Below are 15,700 nucleotides of genomic sequence, written 5' to 3'. Positions count from 1 at the left end.
TTTGTTTAAAATTTTTAATTCATTGAAAATGAATAAACTAAAAAATTTTGCACATTCAGTAATTCGCATAAACTTATTTTAATCATGCCGTTAAAGTATGCTCAAAAAAGTTTGTGCTCATTTCGTAATTTTGCGCACCCATAAATAAAGGTATGCGCACAAAATCCCTTAAAAAGAATAAAATCAATGTCGTCACCTTAGGTTGTAGCAAGAATGTCTACGATTCTGAGGTATTGATGGGGCAATTACGCGCCAATGACAAAGAAGTGGTGCACGAAGAAGAGGGCAATGTGGTGGTTATCAATACCTGCGGATTTATTGCCAATGCCAAGGAAGAAAGTGTCAACACGATACTAGATTTTGTTCAGAAAAAGGAAGCTGGCGAGGTTGACAGGGTTTTTGTCACCGGATGCCTCAGTGAACGCTACAAACCTGATTTAGAGAAAGAAATCCCCAATGTGGATGCCTATTTTGGCACCAGTGACCTGCCCAATCTGCTCAAAGCCCTCGGGGCTGACTACAAACATGAGCTGATTGGCGAAAGGCTTACTACCACACCAAAAAACTATGCATACCTTAAGATTGCTGAAGGCTGTGACCGACCTTGTTCTTTTTGTGCCATTCCGATTATGCGGGGCAAACACAAGAGCAAACCAATTGAAGAATTGGCAAGTGAAGCCGAAAAATTGGCTGTGAATGGTGTCAAAGAATTGATTTTGATTGCACAAGATTTAACCTATTACGGGCTCGACCTTTATAAAAAACGCAATCTCGCAGAATTGCTTCAAAGACTGGCGAAAGTAGACGGTATTGAATGGATTCGCCTTCATTATGCCTTCCCCACTGGCTTTCCGATGGATGTGTTGGATGTCATGCGAAATGATCCGAAAGTCTGTAATTATATCGATATTCCGCTTCAGCATATTTCAGACGCTATTTTGAAAAGCATGCGACGAGGCACGACCAAAGTGAAGACCACAAAACTGTTGCAAGACTTTCGAGAAGCCGCACCCGGCATGGCCATTCGCACCACCTTGATTGTGGGGTATCCTGGGGAAACGGAAGAAGATTTCCAAACCTTAAAGGATTGGGTGACCGAAATGCGTTTTGAACGCTTGGGCTGCTTTACCTACAGCCATGAAGAAAATACCCATGCCTATCATTTGGAGGATGACGTTCCTGAAACAGTAAAGCAACAACGCGCCAATGAGATTATGGAACTGCAATCACAGATTTCATGGGAACTCAACCAAGAAAAAATCGGAAAAACGTTTCGCTGCATCATCGATAGAAAAGAAGGAAACTATTTTGTAGGGCGAACAGAATTTGACTCTCCTGATGTCGACAATGAGGTACTCATCGATGCCACGAAACATTATGTTAAAATCGGTGATTTCTGCCAAATTAAAATCACGGATGCCGCAGACTTCGATTTGTATGGTGAACCTTTTTTGTCACCTTGAGCGTATTATGCTGAGCGCAGTCGAAGCACGGTCGAAAGCATACTCTTGATCTTTATTAGTAATCGGGAATATTCCTCCCCAGAAAAATATCTCGCTTAGCAATCAACAGCGAATCTTCTTTTTGAAGTTTGACGATGCCCGAACCTGCCCTATCGGATCGCTGTTTCCTTATAGTTTTGGTCAAAAGTGAATCGTCATCAAACATAATATCATCAATGTAGTATGCGTTGGTGGTCGGTTCTTTTACGGTCATGTGAATATGTTCTGGAGCGCTTCGATTGGGGTAACTGGCCGGTCGAAACGTAAAAAAAGTATACATGCCATCGTCATTGGTTTTGGCCCAACCCCTTAAATAACCATGCCTTCGAGTCCAACCCTTTTCGTCGCCTTTTTTCGGGTATATACCTTTTCTATCGGTATGGTAAACATAGATGATAACATTTTCTGCGGGAGATTTGTCGGGATTATAAACAGTTCCCACGATTTTTAACTTAGGACCTGCCATAAAAAAACTGGGTAAGGTGTCTGTGTTGGTCAATCGAACATCACCAAATTCATGTAATGCTTCACAGCCTTCACAGGGGCCTCCCACATTTCTGGCCACAGTTTTTTTAGGAGATTTTTTGTCGTTCTGAGAGCGGCAAGAAACCATAGCCAACAAGAAAAATAGCAGTACACCAAAGAAAATGGTATGTTTCATCTGTTTAAAATTTTATAGTTTGCTGAAAATGAAGAAACTAAAAATCTCTGCACATTCAGTAATTCGCATAAACTTATTTTAAACATGTCGGGTAGGGTATGCTCAAAAAAGTTTATGCTCATTTCATAACTTACATGTTCACAAAAATATGCCCCGCTTGGGGAATGTCGGTCAAGTCAAATTCGGTCTCGTTCAAAAGAATGCCATGCTCCAGATAGGCCTTGAGGTTGGCCAGCCAGAACGTCCAACCGCAGCTGCAGCCATTATAGATGTTCATTTTGGTCTCTTCATCGGTGGGCATGTCGAATTGTCTCAGGGTGAGTAAGACGGCGTCTTTATTTTCTTCTAATGTGACTGAAACTTTGCAAACGTCGCCAGCAAAAGAGAATTCAAGAAAATCGGTGCCGTTGGCCTTGAGAATGGTTCCTTTTTCTTGGCCATCCCAGTTATGCCATTCCCAAACATAGGTATCTTCCGCTTGAATTTTATCATTTTCAGCGTGTTGAGATCCATTTTTATCGGTGTAGGTGGCCTGACGCAAAAACCAGGTCTCGATACCTTCTTTGGTGGCCCAGCACCAATAGAGTTTATCCATCGGGGCTTTGATATAAATTTTTTTGATAAAAGAGTCAAAAGTAAGTGCTGTCATCGCTTTCGATTTAATTCGTGTTGATAAATTTCTCTGCCCAACTGGGCCAAAAACGGAATGCCAACCTCGTCAAATTCATATTGATCATCGTTGAAGATACTGTCACTGTTGACCAAAATGGTCGCTGTCAGCATAAAATCAATGTTGTTCTTGGTATCCTTGATGTAGGCACAATCCGTCAATGTGCCATAGGCGTAGCCCACTTTGTTATAAATTTCAATGTGTTCAGGGATGGCTTCCTTTGAATCACCGTACATAAAAAACTTTCCATAGCTATCGTAGTATTCTTCTGAGTCATAGCCAATTTTCTTTGGTAGGATTTTCATCGCATCCAAAAGAAATTTTTGCTGAGCTTCGTTGAGATTGAACTGTTCTTCTTTGGGAAAAGCTTCTGGAAAGATAATTCGCTTCAAAAGCGCATGTTGGGCTTCAACGGGATAGTAATTTTTCAAAGAGAAATCAAAGGGTTCTTGATACAGTGAATCTTGGGCATAAAACCCACTTCCTTTTTTTATTCCGTTGAAATCCAACGGTTTCGGACTTTTGCTGGTGATAGACTTTGAAATGCCCGTGGTACTGTCATTAAGATAGATGACCAATGGTTTCGCGGTTACTTCATCAGCATTTGGGGTTGAGAGGCGGTGTGAAATGCGAATGGGCTCAACCCCGCGCCGCTGCATGCGATGGTTTAGGTCATCAAACCCCAAAAATTCGACCAAGCGGTTGTTGGCCTCATTGTCACTGACCGCGAAGATTTGCAGAATCGCTTCCGAAAACGTGGTTTCCACCGAATCACCTTCCACATAAAAACGAAAATCCCTATCCAACGTATCCAGTTCATTCAGTTTTTCGAGCGCAGCCACAGCAGCAGGAAACTTTACGGTACTGGCCGGATAGAAATAGCGGTCTTCATCCACTTGAAAATCATGATCGGTGAACATCAGGCTGTCACCATTGCGGTCAATCTGTGTGTAACGGATTTGCACTTCATGCTGCCCCAAAGAATCCATCACTTTTTTAATCCGCATATCATTTGAGGCCAATACTGTTTCGAGAGGATTATCAACTTGCTTTTCAGAGCAACCGATTACGAACAGAATTATGAACGCTGAATAGAAGGCTTTTACATCAAGATTCTTCATAAACCTCTCCCCGATGGGGCTTTAGCTGATTTCTTACTTGTTTCATCTCATCATCGGTCACCACCATATAGGCAACGCTGTGCATGTTGCTGTAGTGAAGATGGCCAGTAATGTTCATCGTAAGTTGCTCTATGGCCAAAAACTCAGCAAGATGCTTTTCGTGGTGCTCGGCTGTTTTAGCGGCAGCGGGCCCCCTAAAATCCCATATCAATTTGATTTTTCGTTCCAAAAACAGAGGTATTTAATTATCATCGAGAACAGAAGCACCGTTCTCGGCAAAATTCTTGAAGTCTTGGGCATACTTCATCGATTGCTTTTTAAAGGCACTGGGCATCAAAAATGCCATCACCTTCATTCCGAGACCGGCAAATTGAAACTCGCTTTCAGAAATCCATCTCGTTTTTTCGCCCTCTTCTTTGAAGTAGTTTTTTTGAATGTTGTGAACGCCCTTTGTATCGTAGGTGGCATGAAATTCATGGGGCATGTTTCTTTTGATAATGGTCTCGACCATATCAAATTCACGTTTTCCCATTTTGAATCTCATATTGGTTCTGGCACCTTCTTGCCCGGCTTCACCAGACAGTAGTTCTTGACTTTCGAGCCCTCTGGCCCAGTGTTTCATATTATCGGGGTCATCAAGTTTTTTGATGAATTCATCCCTGGGCAAATCAATCAGAATCTCAGTTGTGTATTTCATCGGTATGGTTTTGGTTTTACTAAATGTACTAAAAAATGAAATTCTGCTGGTCTTCCTAAATATCTGTTAAGTGGCACGGCCATCTTGCCAAGCCTGAACTTATTGTTATTTTTGCCAAATGCGTTTGTACGAACGAATCAATTTTAGCTATATTTTAGGGGCTGTCACTGTAATGTTGCTATCATCTTGTGACGCACTGTTCAGCCCAAAAGACGAAAAGGAGCCCCTGGCACGTGTTGGCGATTCTTATTTGTATAAGGAAGATGTGGCCTCTTTGATACCCAATGATATGTCAGCCCAAGACAGTGCCTTTTACATGGCAAACTACGTCAATAGATGGGCTACGAAACAATTGCTGCTCACCAAGGCCAAAATCAATCTTTCTGAAGAGCGCCAGAGCGAATACAATCGACTGGTCGAAGATTATCGGGCCGATTTGTACACTAGGGCTTATATGGACGCGTTGGTACAGCAATCTAGTGATACCACCGTGAGCGAAGTACAGTTGCGCCAATTTTATGAAAATGAAAAAGACAATTTCAAGTTGGATGAGAAACTGGCCAGACTGCGTTTTGTAGAGGTTTCCAACCAATTTTTGGATAAGGAGGAAGTCGAAGAGAAAATGAGACGCTTTAACAGTAGTGATAGAAAATACCTTGACTCCATCACCGTTCAATTCAAGAAAATTCATTTTGACGATTCGGTCTGGGTCAGCACCTCACGTTTGATGGAAGAAATACGTCCGCTTGACTATCAAAACGCTGATAGGCACTTAAAAAAATCACAATTTTTTGAACTGAGGGATTCATTGGGGATATATTTGGGAAAAGTAACTGACGTGCTCAAAGAGGGTGAAGTGGCGCCGTTATCGTACATTTCCCCAAAAATCAGACAAATCATCCTCAATCGAAGACGTTTGAACTATATCAAAAATCTGGAAAAGGATATTCTTGACGAAGCCATAAAAACAAATGAATTTGAAGTATATGCAGAAGAAGATTAATCTTATTTGGTTGACATTTTTTATGGGCAACTTATTCTTATTGGGTGCCCAAGAGATAGAAGAAACCGCTACGGGCGAAGAAACCGTCGCAGAAAACATAGAAGCTGCCGACACCGTTATTACAAAGCGGGTCAAGGTAGATGGGGTTGCAGCCGTTGTGGGCGATTATGTGATATTGGACTCAGACATACAAAAAACGCTCATCGACCTAAAAAATCAAGGAGCATCAACGCAAGATATCACTGAATGCCAATTGTTGGGCAAGTTGATGGAAGACCGACTTTTTGCTCATCAGGCCGTGCAAGACAGTTTGCTGGTCTCTGATGATCAGGTGAATGCGCAAAGCGACCGCCAGATACAGCAACTCTCAAGTCAGATTGGGTCGATTGAGAAGATGCTCAACTATTACAAGAAACAAGATTTGGAATCTTTCCGTTCTGAGCTTTTTGAAATCAACAAGCTCCAAATGCTGTCAAATAAAATGCGGAGCAAGATTGTTGATGAGATTGAAGTGACCCCAGAAGAGGTGCGTCAGTTTTTCTTCAATATTCCTGAGGATGAACGACCTGTTTTTGGGGCAGAGCTTGAAATCGCCCAAATTGTCAAGCAGCCCGAGGCGCCGGAGGAGGAAAAGCAAAAGGTCATCAACCGTCTTCAAGAAATCAAACAAGATGTTGAAGAGAACGATGCCAGTTTCAATGTCAAGGCCATTTTGTATTCCCAAGACCCGGGTTCAAAATCAAAGGGTGGTTTCTATAGCATGACCCGTGAAACTCCATTTGTAAAAGAATTCAAAGATGTGGCTTTCAGTTTGCAGGAAGGGGAAATTTCCGAGCCATTTGAGTCACCGTTCGGTTATCACATCATTTATATGGAAAAGATACGGGGTCAAGAACGCGATTTGCGACACATTCTTCTGATTCCTGAAATTCCACAATCGGCCATGGAAGCAGCTATGAAAGAGCTCGATACCATTCGTCAGCAGGTGCTTGATGGCAAATACACTTTTGCCGAGGCGGCCCTGAATTTTTCAGATGAAAAGGAAACAAAATTTGATGGTGGATTATTGCGAAATCCCATCGATTTTGGTTCACGCTTTGAACTGACCAATATGGATCCCGCACTTTATAACCAGGTCAGAAACCTTAAAGACGACGAAATTTCAAGGCCACTGAAAGAAGATGACCCAAGGGGCGGTGCACCCAAGTTTAAAATCATGAAAATCTCCAATCGTTACGACGAGCACAAAGCTGATTTTGCAAAGGATTATTTGAAAATACAAGATTTGGCACTGCGTGAAAAACAGCTCAAGGCCATCAAAGAATGGATGGACGAGCATATAGAAGACACCTACGTTCATGTGAATGGCCAGCATAAAGTATGCAATTTTGCAAACAATTGGGTAAAAGAGTAAGTGCATGTCAGATGTAGCAGCCATTGAGCAACTCGTCTCTAGACACGAAACACTCAAAAAAGAAATCGCCAAGGTCATCGTTGGCCAAGAGCGGGTCATCGAACAGATTCTACTGTCAATTTATACCGGTGGGCACTCGCTTCTGATAGGGGTGCCGGGTCTTGCGAAGACGCTTATGGTCAATACCATTGCCCAGACATTGGGGCTTGACTTTAAGCGAATTCAATTTACACCCGACCTGATGCCGAGTGATATACTGGGCAGTGAGATCTTGGATCAAAATCGGGATTTTAAATTCATCAAAGGCCCGGTGTTTGCAAATATTGTGTTGGCAGATGAAATCAATAGGACCCCGCCCAAGACCCAAGCTGCGCTTTTAGAGGCCATGCAAGAACGGTCGGTGACGATAGCGGGGCAACGGCATAAATTGCCCCAACCCTATTTTGTGTTGGCCACCCAAAACCCCATTGAGCAAGAAGGTACTTATCCATTGCCAGAGGCGCAACTCGATCGCTTTATGTTCGCGATTAAATTGGGCTATCCGTCAGTGGAAGAAGAGGTGAATATTGTAAAATCGACGACCTCTGACCAATCCACCATTTTGAGCACGTTGTTCAGTGCAGATGCGCTGATTGATATACAACACCTTGTCCGCCGCATTCCGGTTGCTGACAATGTGGTCGACTACACCGTCAGATTGGTCAACAAAACACGCCCAAATACTGAGGGGGCTTCTGATTTCGTGAACAATTATGTGGATTGGGGCGCGGGCCCAAGGGCATCCCAAAATCTGATTTTGGGTGCCAAGGCGCATGCGGCGATCCATGGTAAGTTCTCACCTGATGCGGAAGATGTCAAAGCTGTGGCCGATGGAATCCTCAGACATCGCATCCTCAAGAATTACAAAGCTGAGGCCGAAGGCATATCCGAAGAAGATATCATCGCAGAATTGGTGTAGAAACTGCTTGGGCCAGATTCCTTTATCACATCCTTCTAAAATCCTCTGTATTTTAGTAATTTTACGACTTTACGAACCGCATTAAATTATAGATTCAATGGCATTTGACATAGACATGATAATAGAGGTCTATGCCTCGATAGGCGAACGGGTGAACAAGGCCCGTGAATTGGTGGGCAGACCTTTGACTTTGGCTGAAAAAATATTGTACTCACATCTTTGGGATGGCAATCCCACCAAAGTTTTCACTAGGGGTAAGGATTATGTGGATTTTGCCCCCGATCGTGTTGCCTGTCAAGATGCCACGGCCCAAATGGCCCTATTGCAGTTCATGCATGCCGGAAAGCCCAAAGTTGCCGTGCCCACTACTGTGCACTGTGACCATTTGATTCAGGCCAAAGTGGGCGCTGAAAAAGATTTGAAAAGGGCGAATGAGACCAGTAATGAGGTGTTTGACTTTTTGGAGTCGGTCTCCAATAAATACGGAATCGGTTTCTGGAAACCCGGCGCAGGGATCATTCACCAAGTGGTGCTTGAAAATTATGCCTTTCCTGGAGGGATGATGATCGGTACGGATTCACATACCGTAAATGCCGGAGGGCTGGGTATGGTCGCCATCGGTGTCGGTGGTGCCGACGCCGTTGATGTGATGGCAGGCATGCCGTGGGAATTAAAGTTTCCCAAGTTGATAGGAGTGAAGCTCACCGGGAAGCTTTCTGGATGGACAGCCCCAAAAGACGTCATCCTTAAAGTGGCCGATATTCTGACCGTCAAAGGCGGTACAGGGGCCATTATCGAATATTTCGGTGAAGGGGCCACTTCAATGTCGTGCACCGGTAAGGGTACCATCTGTAACATGGGCGCTGAGGTGGGTGCCACCACTTCCACTTTTGGTTATGACGAGTCAATGGACCGTTATCTGCGGGCGACCGATAGGGCAGATGTGGCCGATGCTGCGAAGGAAGTTGCCGAGCATTTGACCGCAGATCCTGAAGCCTATGAAAATCCAGAACAATATTTTGACCAAGTCATAGAAATTGATTTAGATACTTTAGAACCTCATTTGAACGGACCGTTTACGCCAGATTTGGCAACACCAATCTCAAAAATGAACGAGGCGGCCAGAGAGAATGATTGGCCATTGAATGTTGAGGTCGGTCTGATAGGGTCGTGTACCAACTCATCCTACGAAGATATTTCAAGGGCGGCTTCGTTGGCCAAACAGGTTTCTGACAAGAAACTGAAGATGAAATCTGAGTTTACCATAACTCCGGGGTCAGAACAGGTAAGATACACCATTGAGCGTGATGGTTTTATCGATACATTCAACAACGTCGGTGCAACGGTGTTTGCCAATGCCTGTGGCCCGTGTATCGGTATGTGGGATCGTTATGGTGATAATGCCGCCAATGGCCCAAGAAATACCATTGTGCACTCATTTAACCGAAACTTTGCCAAAAGGGCTGATGGCAACCCGAATACCTTGGCGTTTGTTGGTTCACCCGAGTTGGTCACAGCGATAGCCATTGCCGGACGATTGGATTTCAATCCCGTATCCGATAAATTGATCAATGAGGATGGTGAAGAAGTGTTGCTTGATGAGCCCAGAGGTTACGAACTGCCACCCGAAGGCTTTGCCGTTGAAGATGCTGGCTATGTTGCTCCCAGAGAAGATGGCAGCGGTGTTGAGGTAATTGTGGCTGAAGATTCAGAACGGTTGCAATTGTTGGCCCCGTTTGAGCCCATTCAACCTGAAAGCCTACAGGGGATGAAATTATTGATCAAAGCTTTTGGCAAATGTACTACAGACCATATTTCGATGGCTGGCCCTTGGTTGCGCTTTCGTGGGCATCTTGATAACATTGCCAATAACACCTTGATAGGTGCCGTGAACGCCTTCAATAAAAAGACAAACTTTGTCAAAAACCAACTGACAGATGAATATGGGGGTGTGCCAGATACACAGCGAGCCTACAAGGCCAAGGGAATCAAAACCATTGTTGTGGGTGACCACAATTACGGTGAGGGTTCTTCAAGAGAACACGCTGCCATGCAACCCAGACATTTGGGCGTTGCGGCGGTTTTGGTCAAATCATTTGCCCGTATTCATGAGACAAACCTGAAGAAACAAGGCATGTTGGCGTTGACCTTTGCCAATGAGAATGATTATGACTTGATTCAAGAGGATGACACCTTCAACTTTATCGACATTGAAGATTTTCAAGCTGACAAACCGTTGATCATTGAAGTGGTACATGCAGATGGTAGCAAAGACACCATAAAGGCCAACCATACCTACAATGCGGCACAAATCAATTGGTTTAAGGAAGGTTCGGCGCTAAACGTGATAAAAAAAGAAAACGCTTGATAGCGAAAACAGCAATCTATATCAAAACTCCTGAAGCTTTCAGGAGTTTTTAGTTTTGAAAACCTAACCATGAAATTGACCAAGAAGACCGTTCTAAATGTACTGTTGATTCTTTTTGTAGTTTCTTTTTTTGTGACCCCGTTGGGACACTATGGAAAAGTGTTGTTGAACCGTCTCTTCTCATTTTCACCATCCATTATTGAAGAAACTGCCCGTGAGCAGATAGCGGATTACGATTGGAAGCTGAAAGATGATGAATGGAACTTCTTCAGTTTTGAAAAATCAAGGGGCAAGGTAGTTTTGATTAACTTTTGGGCCTCTTGGAAACTGCCTTCAGAGGCTGAATTGGCCAGTATTCAAAAATTGTACGACAGGTACAAAGGCCAAATGGATTTTTACATCATCACCAATGAAGAACGACCCCCCGTTGAGGAATTCATGCAGAAGCACGAGTTCACTTTTCCGGTAACCTATTTGATTATTGGTGAAAAGGCACCATTCGATATTTTAGAGCCCCCTGCGTCATACCTTTTGGATAAAAAGGGAAATATTGTCATCAAAAAAGAAGGCATCTCAGATTGGGATACTGCAGAAGTACAGAAGCTTCTAGATGAATTGATTCAAGAATAGTCTCAGCTCTATTTTTTGAAGTACTTGAAAGGCACCACCAACATGCCAAAGCATTCCCCGTCTTCCTTGCCCAAATGTTTGTGATGTATTTTGTGTGCTCGACGCACTCCACGGGCGTACCAATTGTTGGCGTTTCTAAACATTTTGAACCTTTGGTGTATGAAAATATCGTGTACTGTAAAATACGCAATGCCATACGCCAGAATGCCAAAGCCCAATGGCCAGCCATACCAAAATTCAGTCTGCGCCCCTAAATAAAAAAATACCATGCTCACCACGGCGTAGAAGATGAAAAAAGCGTCATTGCGCTCAAACCAAGAATCATGGTCTTTTTTATGGTGATCTCTGTGAAGGCTCCACAGAAAACCGTGCATGATGTACTTATGGGTGAACCACGCCATAAATTCCATAAAACAAAAAGTGCCCAAAAAGATGATAATCCAAAGGAAAATATTCATTTTAAACCAATTGTAATTTGTATTTCACATAAGATCTGGCCAGAACCCCAAATTTTTGGTAGTTCGGAACCCTGACACGGGCATTTTTTATTTCTACCGGAGGTATATTCTGGAGTTTCTGCAGAAGTTTATTATAATATTTATATGCCGTGTAAACCCCAAATTTAGCCTCTACCGGCAATTTTGCGATGCCCTCGTAGCCCAAAGCAAAATCAGCTTTGATTTCGTCAACAATTCTTTTTTTGGAAATTTCGTCCAGTGCCTTCAAGTCTGTATCAGGAAAATAGGAACGCTCCAAATTTTCGTAGTCTGCTTTCAAGTCCCTCAAAAAATTGACCTTTTGAAAGGCAGAGCCCAATGCCATCGCCGAGGTCTTCAACTCTTCGTATCTCTCATCATTGCCATTGACAAAAACACGCAGGCACATCAGCCCGACAACATCGGCAGAGCCATAGATGTACTCTTTGAATTCTTCTGGGGTGCGATAGATTTTTTTGGTAAGGTCCATGCGCATACTTTTCATAAAGGCTTCCACCAGATGATGCGGTATTTTGTATTTGTGATAGGTATGCTGAAAAGAGTTCAAGATGGGATTAAGACTGATTCTATCCTTCAGGGCATCATCCAAAGACAGTTCAAATTGTTCAAAAAGCGTTTTCTTGTCGTAGTCATGAAAAGTATCTACAATCTCATCCGCAAAGCGTACAAAACCATAGATATTGTAGATATCTGAGCGGATCGAAGTGGCCAACATTTTAGTGGCCAAAGAAAACGAAGTGCTGTACGATTGGGTGACCAATCGACTGCAGTCGTAAGATACCTTGTCAAATAGCGCTTTCATTTTTCGCTGTACTGGTTGATGATAAGATTAGACGCCAATTTGCCTGAAATAAGAGCGGGCGGAACGCCAGGACCGGGCACTGTCAACTGCCCTGTAAAATAGAGATTGTCGACTTTCTTGCTCTTTAGCCGTGGCCTCAAAAAAGCCGTTTGAGATAGGGTATTGGCCATGCCATAGGCATTGCCTCCGTACGAATTGTATTCGTTCACAAAGTCTTTCACACAGAAGCTTTCTTTAAAGATAATGCTATTTTTTACTTCTTGATGGGCCAATCGCTCAAATCTGTCCATAATGATATTGAAATATTGGGCTCTCAATTCTGGAGTATCTTCGAGCCCAGTGGCGATGGGAATGAGAAAAAAACCGGTTTCACAACTCTTGGGAGCCATGGTACCATCGGTCTTTGAGGGAAAGTTGGCATAGAATAGCGGTTGGCTGGGCCATTGGGGCTCATCGTAGATTTCTATGGCGTGCTGGCCAAAATCAGTATCGAAGAAGAGGTTATGATGTTCGATGTTATCAAGTTTTTTGTCAAAGCCAACATAGAACAATAAAGAGGAGGGGGCAAATGTCTTTTTCTTCCAAAATTGTTGGGAATATTGGCGATGGTGCTCTTCAAGAAGTTGCTCGGTATGATGGTAATCGGCACCGCTCACGACAATATCAAAATCCAGTTTTTGGTCGCTTACAACGATAGCCGAAGCTTTGTTTTTTTCAACATTGATTTTTTCTACAGAATGATTTGTATGGCATTTTACCCCCAATTCTTGTGCAAGGGCCACCATGGCCTTTATGATTTCGTACATTCCCCCTTTTGGGTGCCAAGTGCCAAGACCAAAGTCGGCAAAATTCATAAAGCTGTAAAAAGCCGGGGTGTCACTCGGCTTGGCCCCAAGAAAAAGCACCGGAAACTCTAATGTGGAAACCAACTTCGGATTCTTGAACTTTTTTCGTACCTCCCCGCTGATGGTCTTGAAAAACTGGTCTACACGAAGTACGGTGTCTTTGGTGACCAATTCAAAGGGTGACAGGCCGGGCCTCAACACAATGTCATTGATGGCAATGTCATAGTTCTGCCCTGCTTTTTTGATAAATCGCTTTAGATGTTTTGAGCTTCCCGCTTCGATACGCTCGAATTCTGTGGCAATTTTTTCCATGGTATCACCGATGGTAAGTGTGTCATCATGAAAAAATATTTTATAGGCGGGATCTAATTTTTCGAGAGTGTAGTAGTCTGATGTTTTCTTTCCAAAATCGGCAAAAAAATTATCGAAGATATCCGGCATCCAGTACCAACTTGGGCCCATGTCAAAGGTGAATCCCTCTTTCTTAAATTGTCGGGCCCTGCCTCCCAATTGATTGTTTTTTTCAAAAAGATGTACGTCATATCCCGCTTTTGCCAAATAGCACGATGCAGAAAGCGAAGAAAAACCAGAGCCTATGATTGCAATCTTTTTCATGGGGGCACTACAGTTCTGCAGTTAGCTCTTCTATTGAGCTGAAAGTTTTGATTGTATTTGGAAGGATATCCTGTGAAATATGCTGAATCTGCCGCCCCAATAGCCATAGTCTTGAATTGGGTGATTCATTCAAAATAGTGGAAAACTCATGGATATACTTTTCTATCTTCTCTTTGGTCGGCGACACGGTAAAATAGGAAATGAAATTTACGGCATTATAGTATTTCACCAAGTCGTTCAGGCTTTCAATGGGCATGGTCTGCCCTAAATAAATCGATTTGTAGCCACTACGCACGATTTCGTAATTGATGTACAACAACCCAAGCTCATGAATCTCATTTTCAGGTAAGAAAAGTGCAAATACTGCGTCTTTTCTAGGGACATCATACTGCAGTTTCTCAGTCTCGGAATATATTTTCTGCTTGATAAGGTTGGTGATAAAATGCTCGTGAGATGGACTTATGGTATCAGTTTGCCATAAGAGTCCCAATTCAGTCAGTAGCGGAATGAAGACCTCATAGAAGATTTCTCTGAACGATTTTTTATTTAAAAGGCTGTCGTAGGTTCTAGTGAACAGTGATTGGTCAAAGTTGACCATTGAAAGCTTGAAGGCATTGATGGCACTGTCATTTTCATTTTTTTCAATTGTAAGATTCTTTACAATTTCAGGAATCTCATTTTCTTGAATCTTGGCAATTTTGGATATTTTGTAGCCATTGTTGTACAACAAGGTAATGTTCAACAGTTTTTGAAGGCTGCTAAGACTGTAAGTTCTGATATTGGTAGTGGTTCGTTCGGGCTGAAAGAGGTCGTAGCGTTTCTCCCAAATTCTAATGGTATGGGCCTTGATACCTGAGAGGTTTTCCATATCACGTATACTGAACGACTTTTTTACATTGTTCATGATTTAAAGAAAATCTTTAAACAAATTTACAATTTATACCATTCGGTCAACCCAATGTATCGTTAAAATTTGGCGTGAGCGGTATGTTTTGGGGGATAAAAAAAGAAAAGCCACCTATGTAGAAGGTGGCGTTTGTGCGCACGAGAAGACTCGAACTTCCACGGCCTAATGGCCACTAGCCCCTCAAGCTAGCGCGTCTACCAATTCCGCCACGTGCGCAATGAGGGTGCAAATATAGTTTGCTTTTTTAAAATGACAGGCAGTGCCTGTACTTGAATTGTATTGGTCCAATAAAAATTTGTTTTGCATCCATCTAATGATGAATGTAAAAGTTGATGGCCAACCCCTTTTGAATTTTTTTCAAAAGAATATTGGCCATCGCAACCAACTCAACCAAACTTTGCTACTTCAGGGTATACACTACGGTTAGTGTCAAATACTCATCATACTTCCGATAGGTGTTCCAAATAACGGATTCAGGTGAATAATCCGATATCGAAAGAATGCTGCCCAATTCAATTTCTGTCACCTCGCTAAGTTCTTTGGCCTTCTTGTTTGCATCATCAAAAGCCGCTTTCAAAGCGCTCTTCTTATCTGCTTCAGAGAGTTCAGACTTGTATTCGTAGGCCAAACTCACACCGGGTATGCGCACTTTGAACAATTTTCTGATTTCATCATTTGATTCAGTTTCATAGATCAGTACGGTACCGTCTTGCTGGTAACCATAAGAAAGAAACTCTGATTTATCTTCGGTGAATTTACCAGTATCGACACCCGCTTCTTGAAGCGCATCAAAATACCGTTCTTTCAATTGCTCAAGTGAGTTGCAACTTGGATCTGAGTAGTATAGCTGATCCATACTCAATGTGGCCCTGCCACGGTAGGCCGAGATTTCTCGTTCAACTTTGGCTTTGCCAGTAACGGTCAACGTTTTACTGTTGGGCTGGTTCTGGGCATTTACGCCAAAATGAACCAATGCGATGATAATAAGTGCTATTTTTTTCATGATATTT

General features: G+C 42.9%; 16 protein-coding genes and 1 tRNA gene. 6 read left to right on the top strand and 11 right to left on the bottom strand.

Annotated elements, in window-relative coordinates:
- The first annotated feature begins 152 nt into the window (after positions 1 to 152).
- The gene (gene rimO / locus AAAH86_RS14660; RefSeq protein ID WP_343488412.1) at positions 153 to 1,463 is read left to right on the top strand and encodes a 30S ribosomal protein S12 methylthiotransferase RimO; all 1,311 of its coding nucleotides are present in this window, start codon (positions 153 to 155) and stop codon (positions 1,461 to 1,463) included.
- A gap of 55 nt (positions 1,464 to 1,518) precedes the next feature.
- On the opposite strand, the gene AAAH86_RS14655 is transcribed toward rimO, so the two are convergent.
- From AAAH86_RS14655 to AAAH86_RS14635, 5 genes are all read right to left on the bottom strand, one after another.
- Entirely contained in the window at positions 1,519 to 2,163 is a 645-nt protein-coding gene (locus AAAH86_RS14655; protein ID WP_343488411.1) for an intradiol ring-cleavage dioxygenase, read from the bottom strand.
- Between the two features lie 130 nt (positions 2,164 to 2,293).
- Entirely contained in the window at positions 2,294 to 2,812 is a 519-nt protein-coding gene (locus tag AAAH86_RS14650; RefSeq protein ID WP_343488410.1) for an SRPBCC domain-containing protein, read from the bottom strand.
- Positions 2,809 to 3,954, bottom strand: a complete 1,146-nt coding sequence (locus AAAH86_RS14645) for a serine hydrolase (protein WP_343488409.1) — start codon at positions 3,952 to 3,954, stop codon at positions 2,809 to 2,811. The genes AAAH86_RS14650 and AAAH86_RS14645 overlap by 4 nt, the downstream gene beginning before the upstream one ends.
- Complete coding sequence (locus tag AAAH86_RS14640) at positions 3,941 to 4,183, bottom strand: hypothetical protein (protein ID WP_343488408.1); 243 nt, start codon at positions 4,181 to 4,183, stop codon at positions 3,941 to 3,943. The genes AAAH86_RS14645 and AAAH86_RS14640 overlap by 14 nt, the downstream gene beginning before the upstream one ends.
- A gap of 12 nt (positions 4,184 to 4,195) precedes the next feature.
- Positions 4,196 to 4,651: an SRPBCC family protein gene (locus tag AAAH86_RS14635; protein ID WP_343488407.1), complete on the bottom strand. Its 456-nt coding sequence runs from the start codon at positions 4,649 to 4,651 to the stop codon at positions 4,196 to 4,198.
- A gap of 118 nt (positions 4,652 to 4,769) precedes the next feature.
- Between AAAH86_RS14635 and AAAH86_RS14630 the strand changes: the two genes are divergently transcribed.
- From AAAH86_RS14630 to AAAH86_RS14610, 5 genes are all read left to right on the top strand, one after another.
- Positions 4,770 to 5,654 (top strand): peptidyl-prolyl cis-trans isomerase, encoded by an 885-nt coding sequence (locus AAAH86_RS14630; protein ID WP_343488406.1) that lies wholly within the window; start codon positions 4,770 to 4,772, stop codon positions 5,652 to 5,654.
- Positions 5,638 to 7,068 (top strand): peptidylprolyl isomerase, encoded by a 1,431-nt coding sequence (locus AAAH86_RS14625; protein ID WP_343488405.1) that lies wholly within the window; start codon positions 5,638 to 5,640, stop codon positions 7,066 to 7,068. The genes AAAH86_RS14630 and AAAH86_RS14625 overlap by 17 nt, the downstream gene beginning before the upstream one ends.
- Before the next feature lie 4 nt (positions 7,069 to 7,072).
- Positions 7,073 to 8,026, top strand: coding sequence for a MoxR family ATPase (locus AAAH86_RS14620; protein ID WP_343488404.1), 954 nt, complete (start codon positions 7,073 to 7,075; stop codon positions 8,024 to 8,026).
- A 97-nt stretch (positions 8,027 to 8,123) separates the two neighbouring features.
- Positions 8,124 to 10,394, top strand: coding sequence for an aconitate hydratase (locus tag AAAH86_RS14615; RefSeq protein ID WP_343488403.1), 2,271 nt, complete (start codon positions 8,124 to 8,126; stop codon positions 10,392 to 10,394).
- Between the two features lie 69 nt (positions 10,395 to 10,463).
- On the top strand, positions 10,464 to 11,024 hold the full coding sequence (locus AAAH86_RS14610; protein ID WP_343488402.1) for a TlpA disulfide reductase family protein: 561 nt from the start codon (positions 10,464 to 10,466) through the stop codon (positions 11,022 to 11,024).
- Positions 11,025 to 11,032: 8 nt separating this feature from the next.
- On the opposite strand, the gene AAAH86_RS14605 is transcribed toward AAAH86_RS14610, so the two are convergent.
- The 6 genes from AAAH86_RS14605 to AAAH86_RS14580 form a co-directional block, all read right to left on the bottom strand.
- Positions 11,033 to 11,482, bottom strand: coding sequence for a beta-carotene hydroxylase (locus AAAH86_RS14605; protein ID WP_343488401.1), 450 nt, complete (start codon positions 11,480 to 11,482; stop codon positions 11,033 to 11,035).
- A gap of 1 nt (position 11,483) precedes the next feature.
- The gene (locus AAAH86_RS14600; RefSeq protein ID WP_343488400.1) at positions 11,484 to 12,323 is read right to left on the bottom strand and encodes a phytoene/squalene synthase family protein; all 840 of its coding nucleotides are present in this window, start codon (positions 12,321 to 12,323) and stop codon (positions 11,484 to 11,486) included.
- A complete protein-coding gene (gene crtI, locus AAAH86_RS14595; RefSeq protein WP_343488399.1) occupies positions 12,320 to 13,783 on the bottom strand; it encodes a phytoene desaturase family protein in 1,464 nt (487 codons plus the stop codon). Before crtI ends, AAAH86_RS14600 begins: the two co-directional genes overlap by 4 nt.
- 7 nt (positions 13,784 to 13,790) lie before the next feature.
- Positions 13,791 to 14,687: a MerR family transcriptional regulator gene (locus tag AAAH86_RS14590; RefSeq protein WP_343488398.1), complete on the bottom strand. Its 897-nt coding sequence runs from the start codon at positions 14,685 to 14,687 to the stop codon at positions 13,791 to 13,793.
- A gap of 135 nt (positions 14,688 to 14,822) precedes the next feature.
- A tRNA-Leu gene (locus AAAH86_RS14585) sits at positions 14,823 to 14,906 on the bottom strand.
- A gap of 184 nt (positions 14,907 to 15,090) precedes the next feature.
- The gene (locus AAAH86_RS14580) at positions 15,091 to 15,693 is read right to left on the bottom strand and encodes an SIMPL domain-containing protein (protein ID WP_343488397.1); all 603 of its coding nucleotides are present in this window, start codon (positions 15,691 to 15,693) and stop codon (positions 15,091 to 15,093) included.
- Between the last annotated feature and the right edge of the window lie 7 nt (positions 15,694 to 15,700).

The sequence above is a fragment of the Allomuricauda sp. d1 genome, assembly GCF_039592695.1.
Classification (GTDB): Bacteria; Bacteroidota; Bacteroidia; order Flavobacteriales; family Flavobacteriaceae; genus Flagellimonas_A.
Note: the sequence above shows the minus strand (reverse complement) of the source record. Positions and strands in the feature narration are given on the sequence as shown.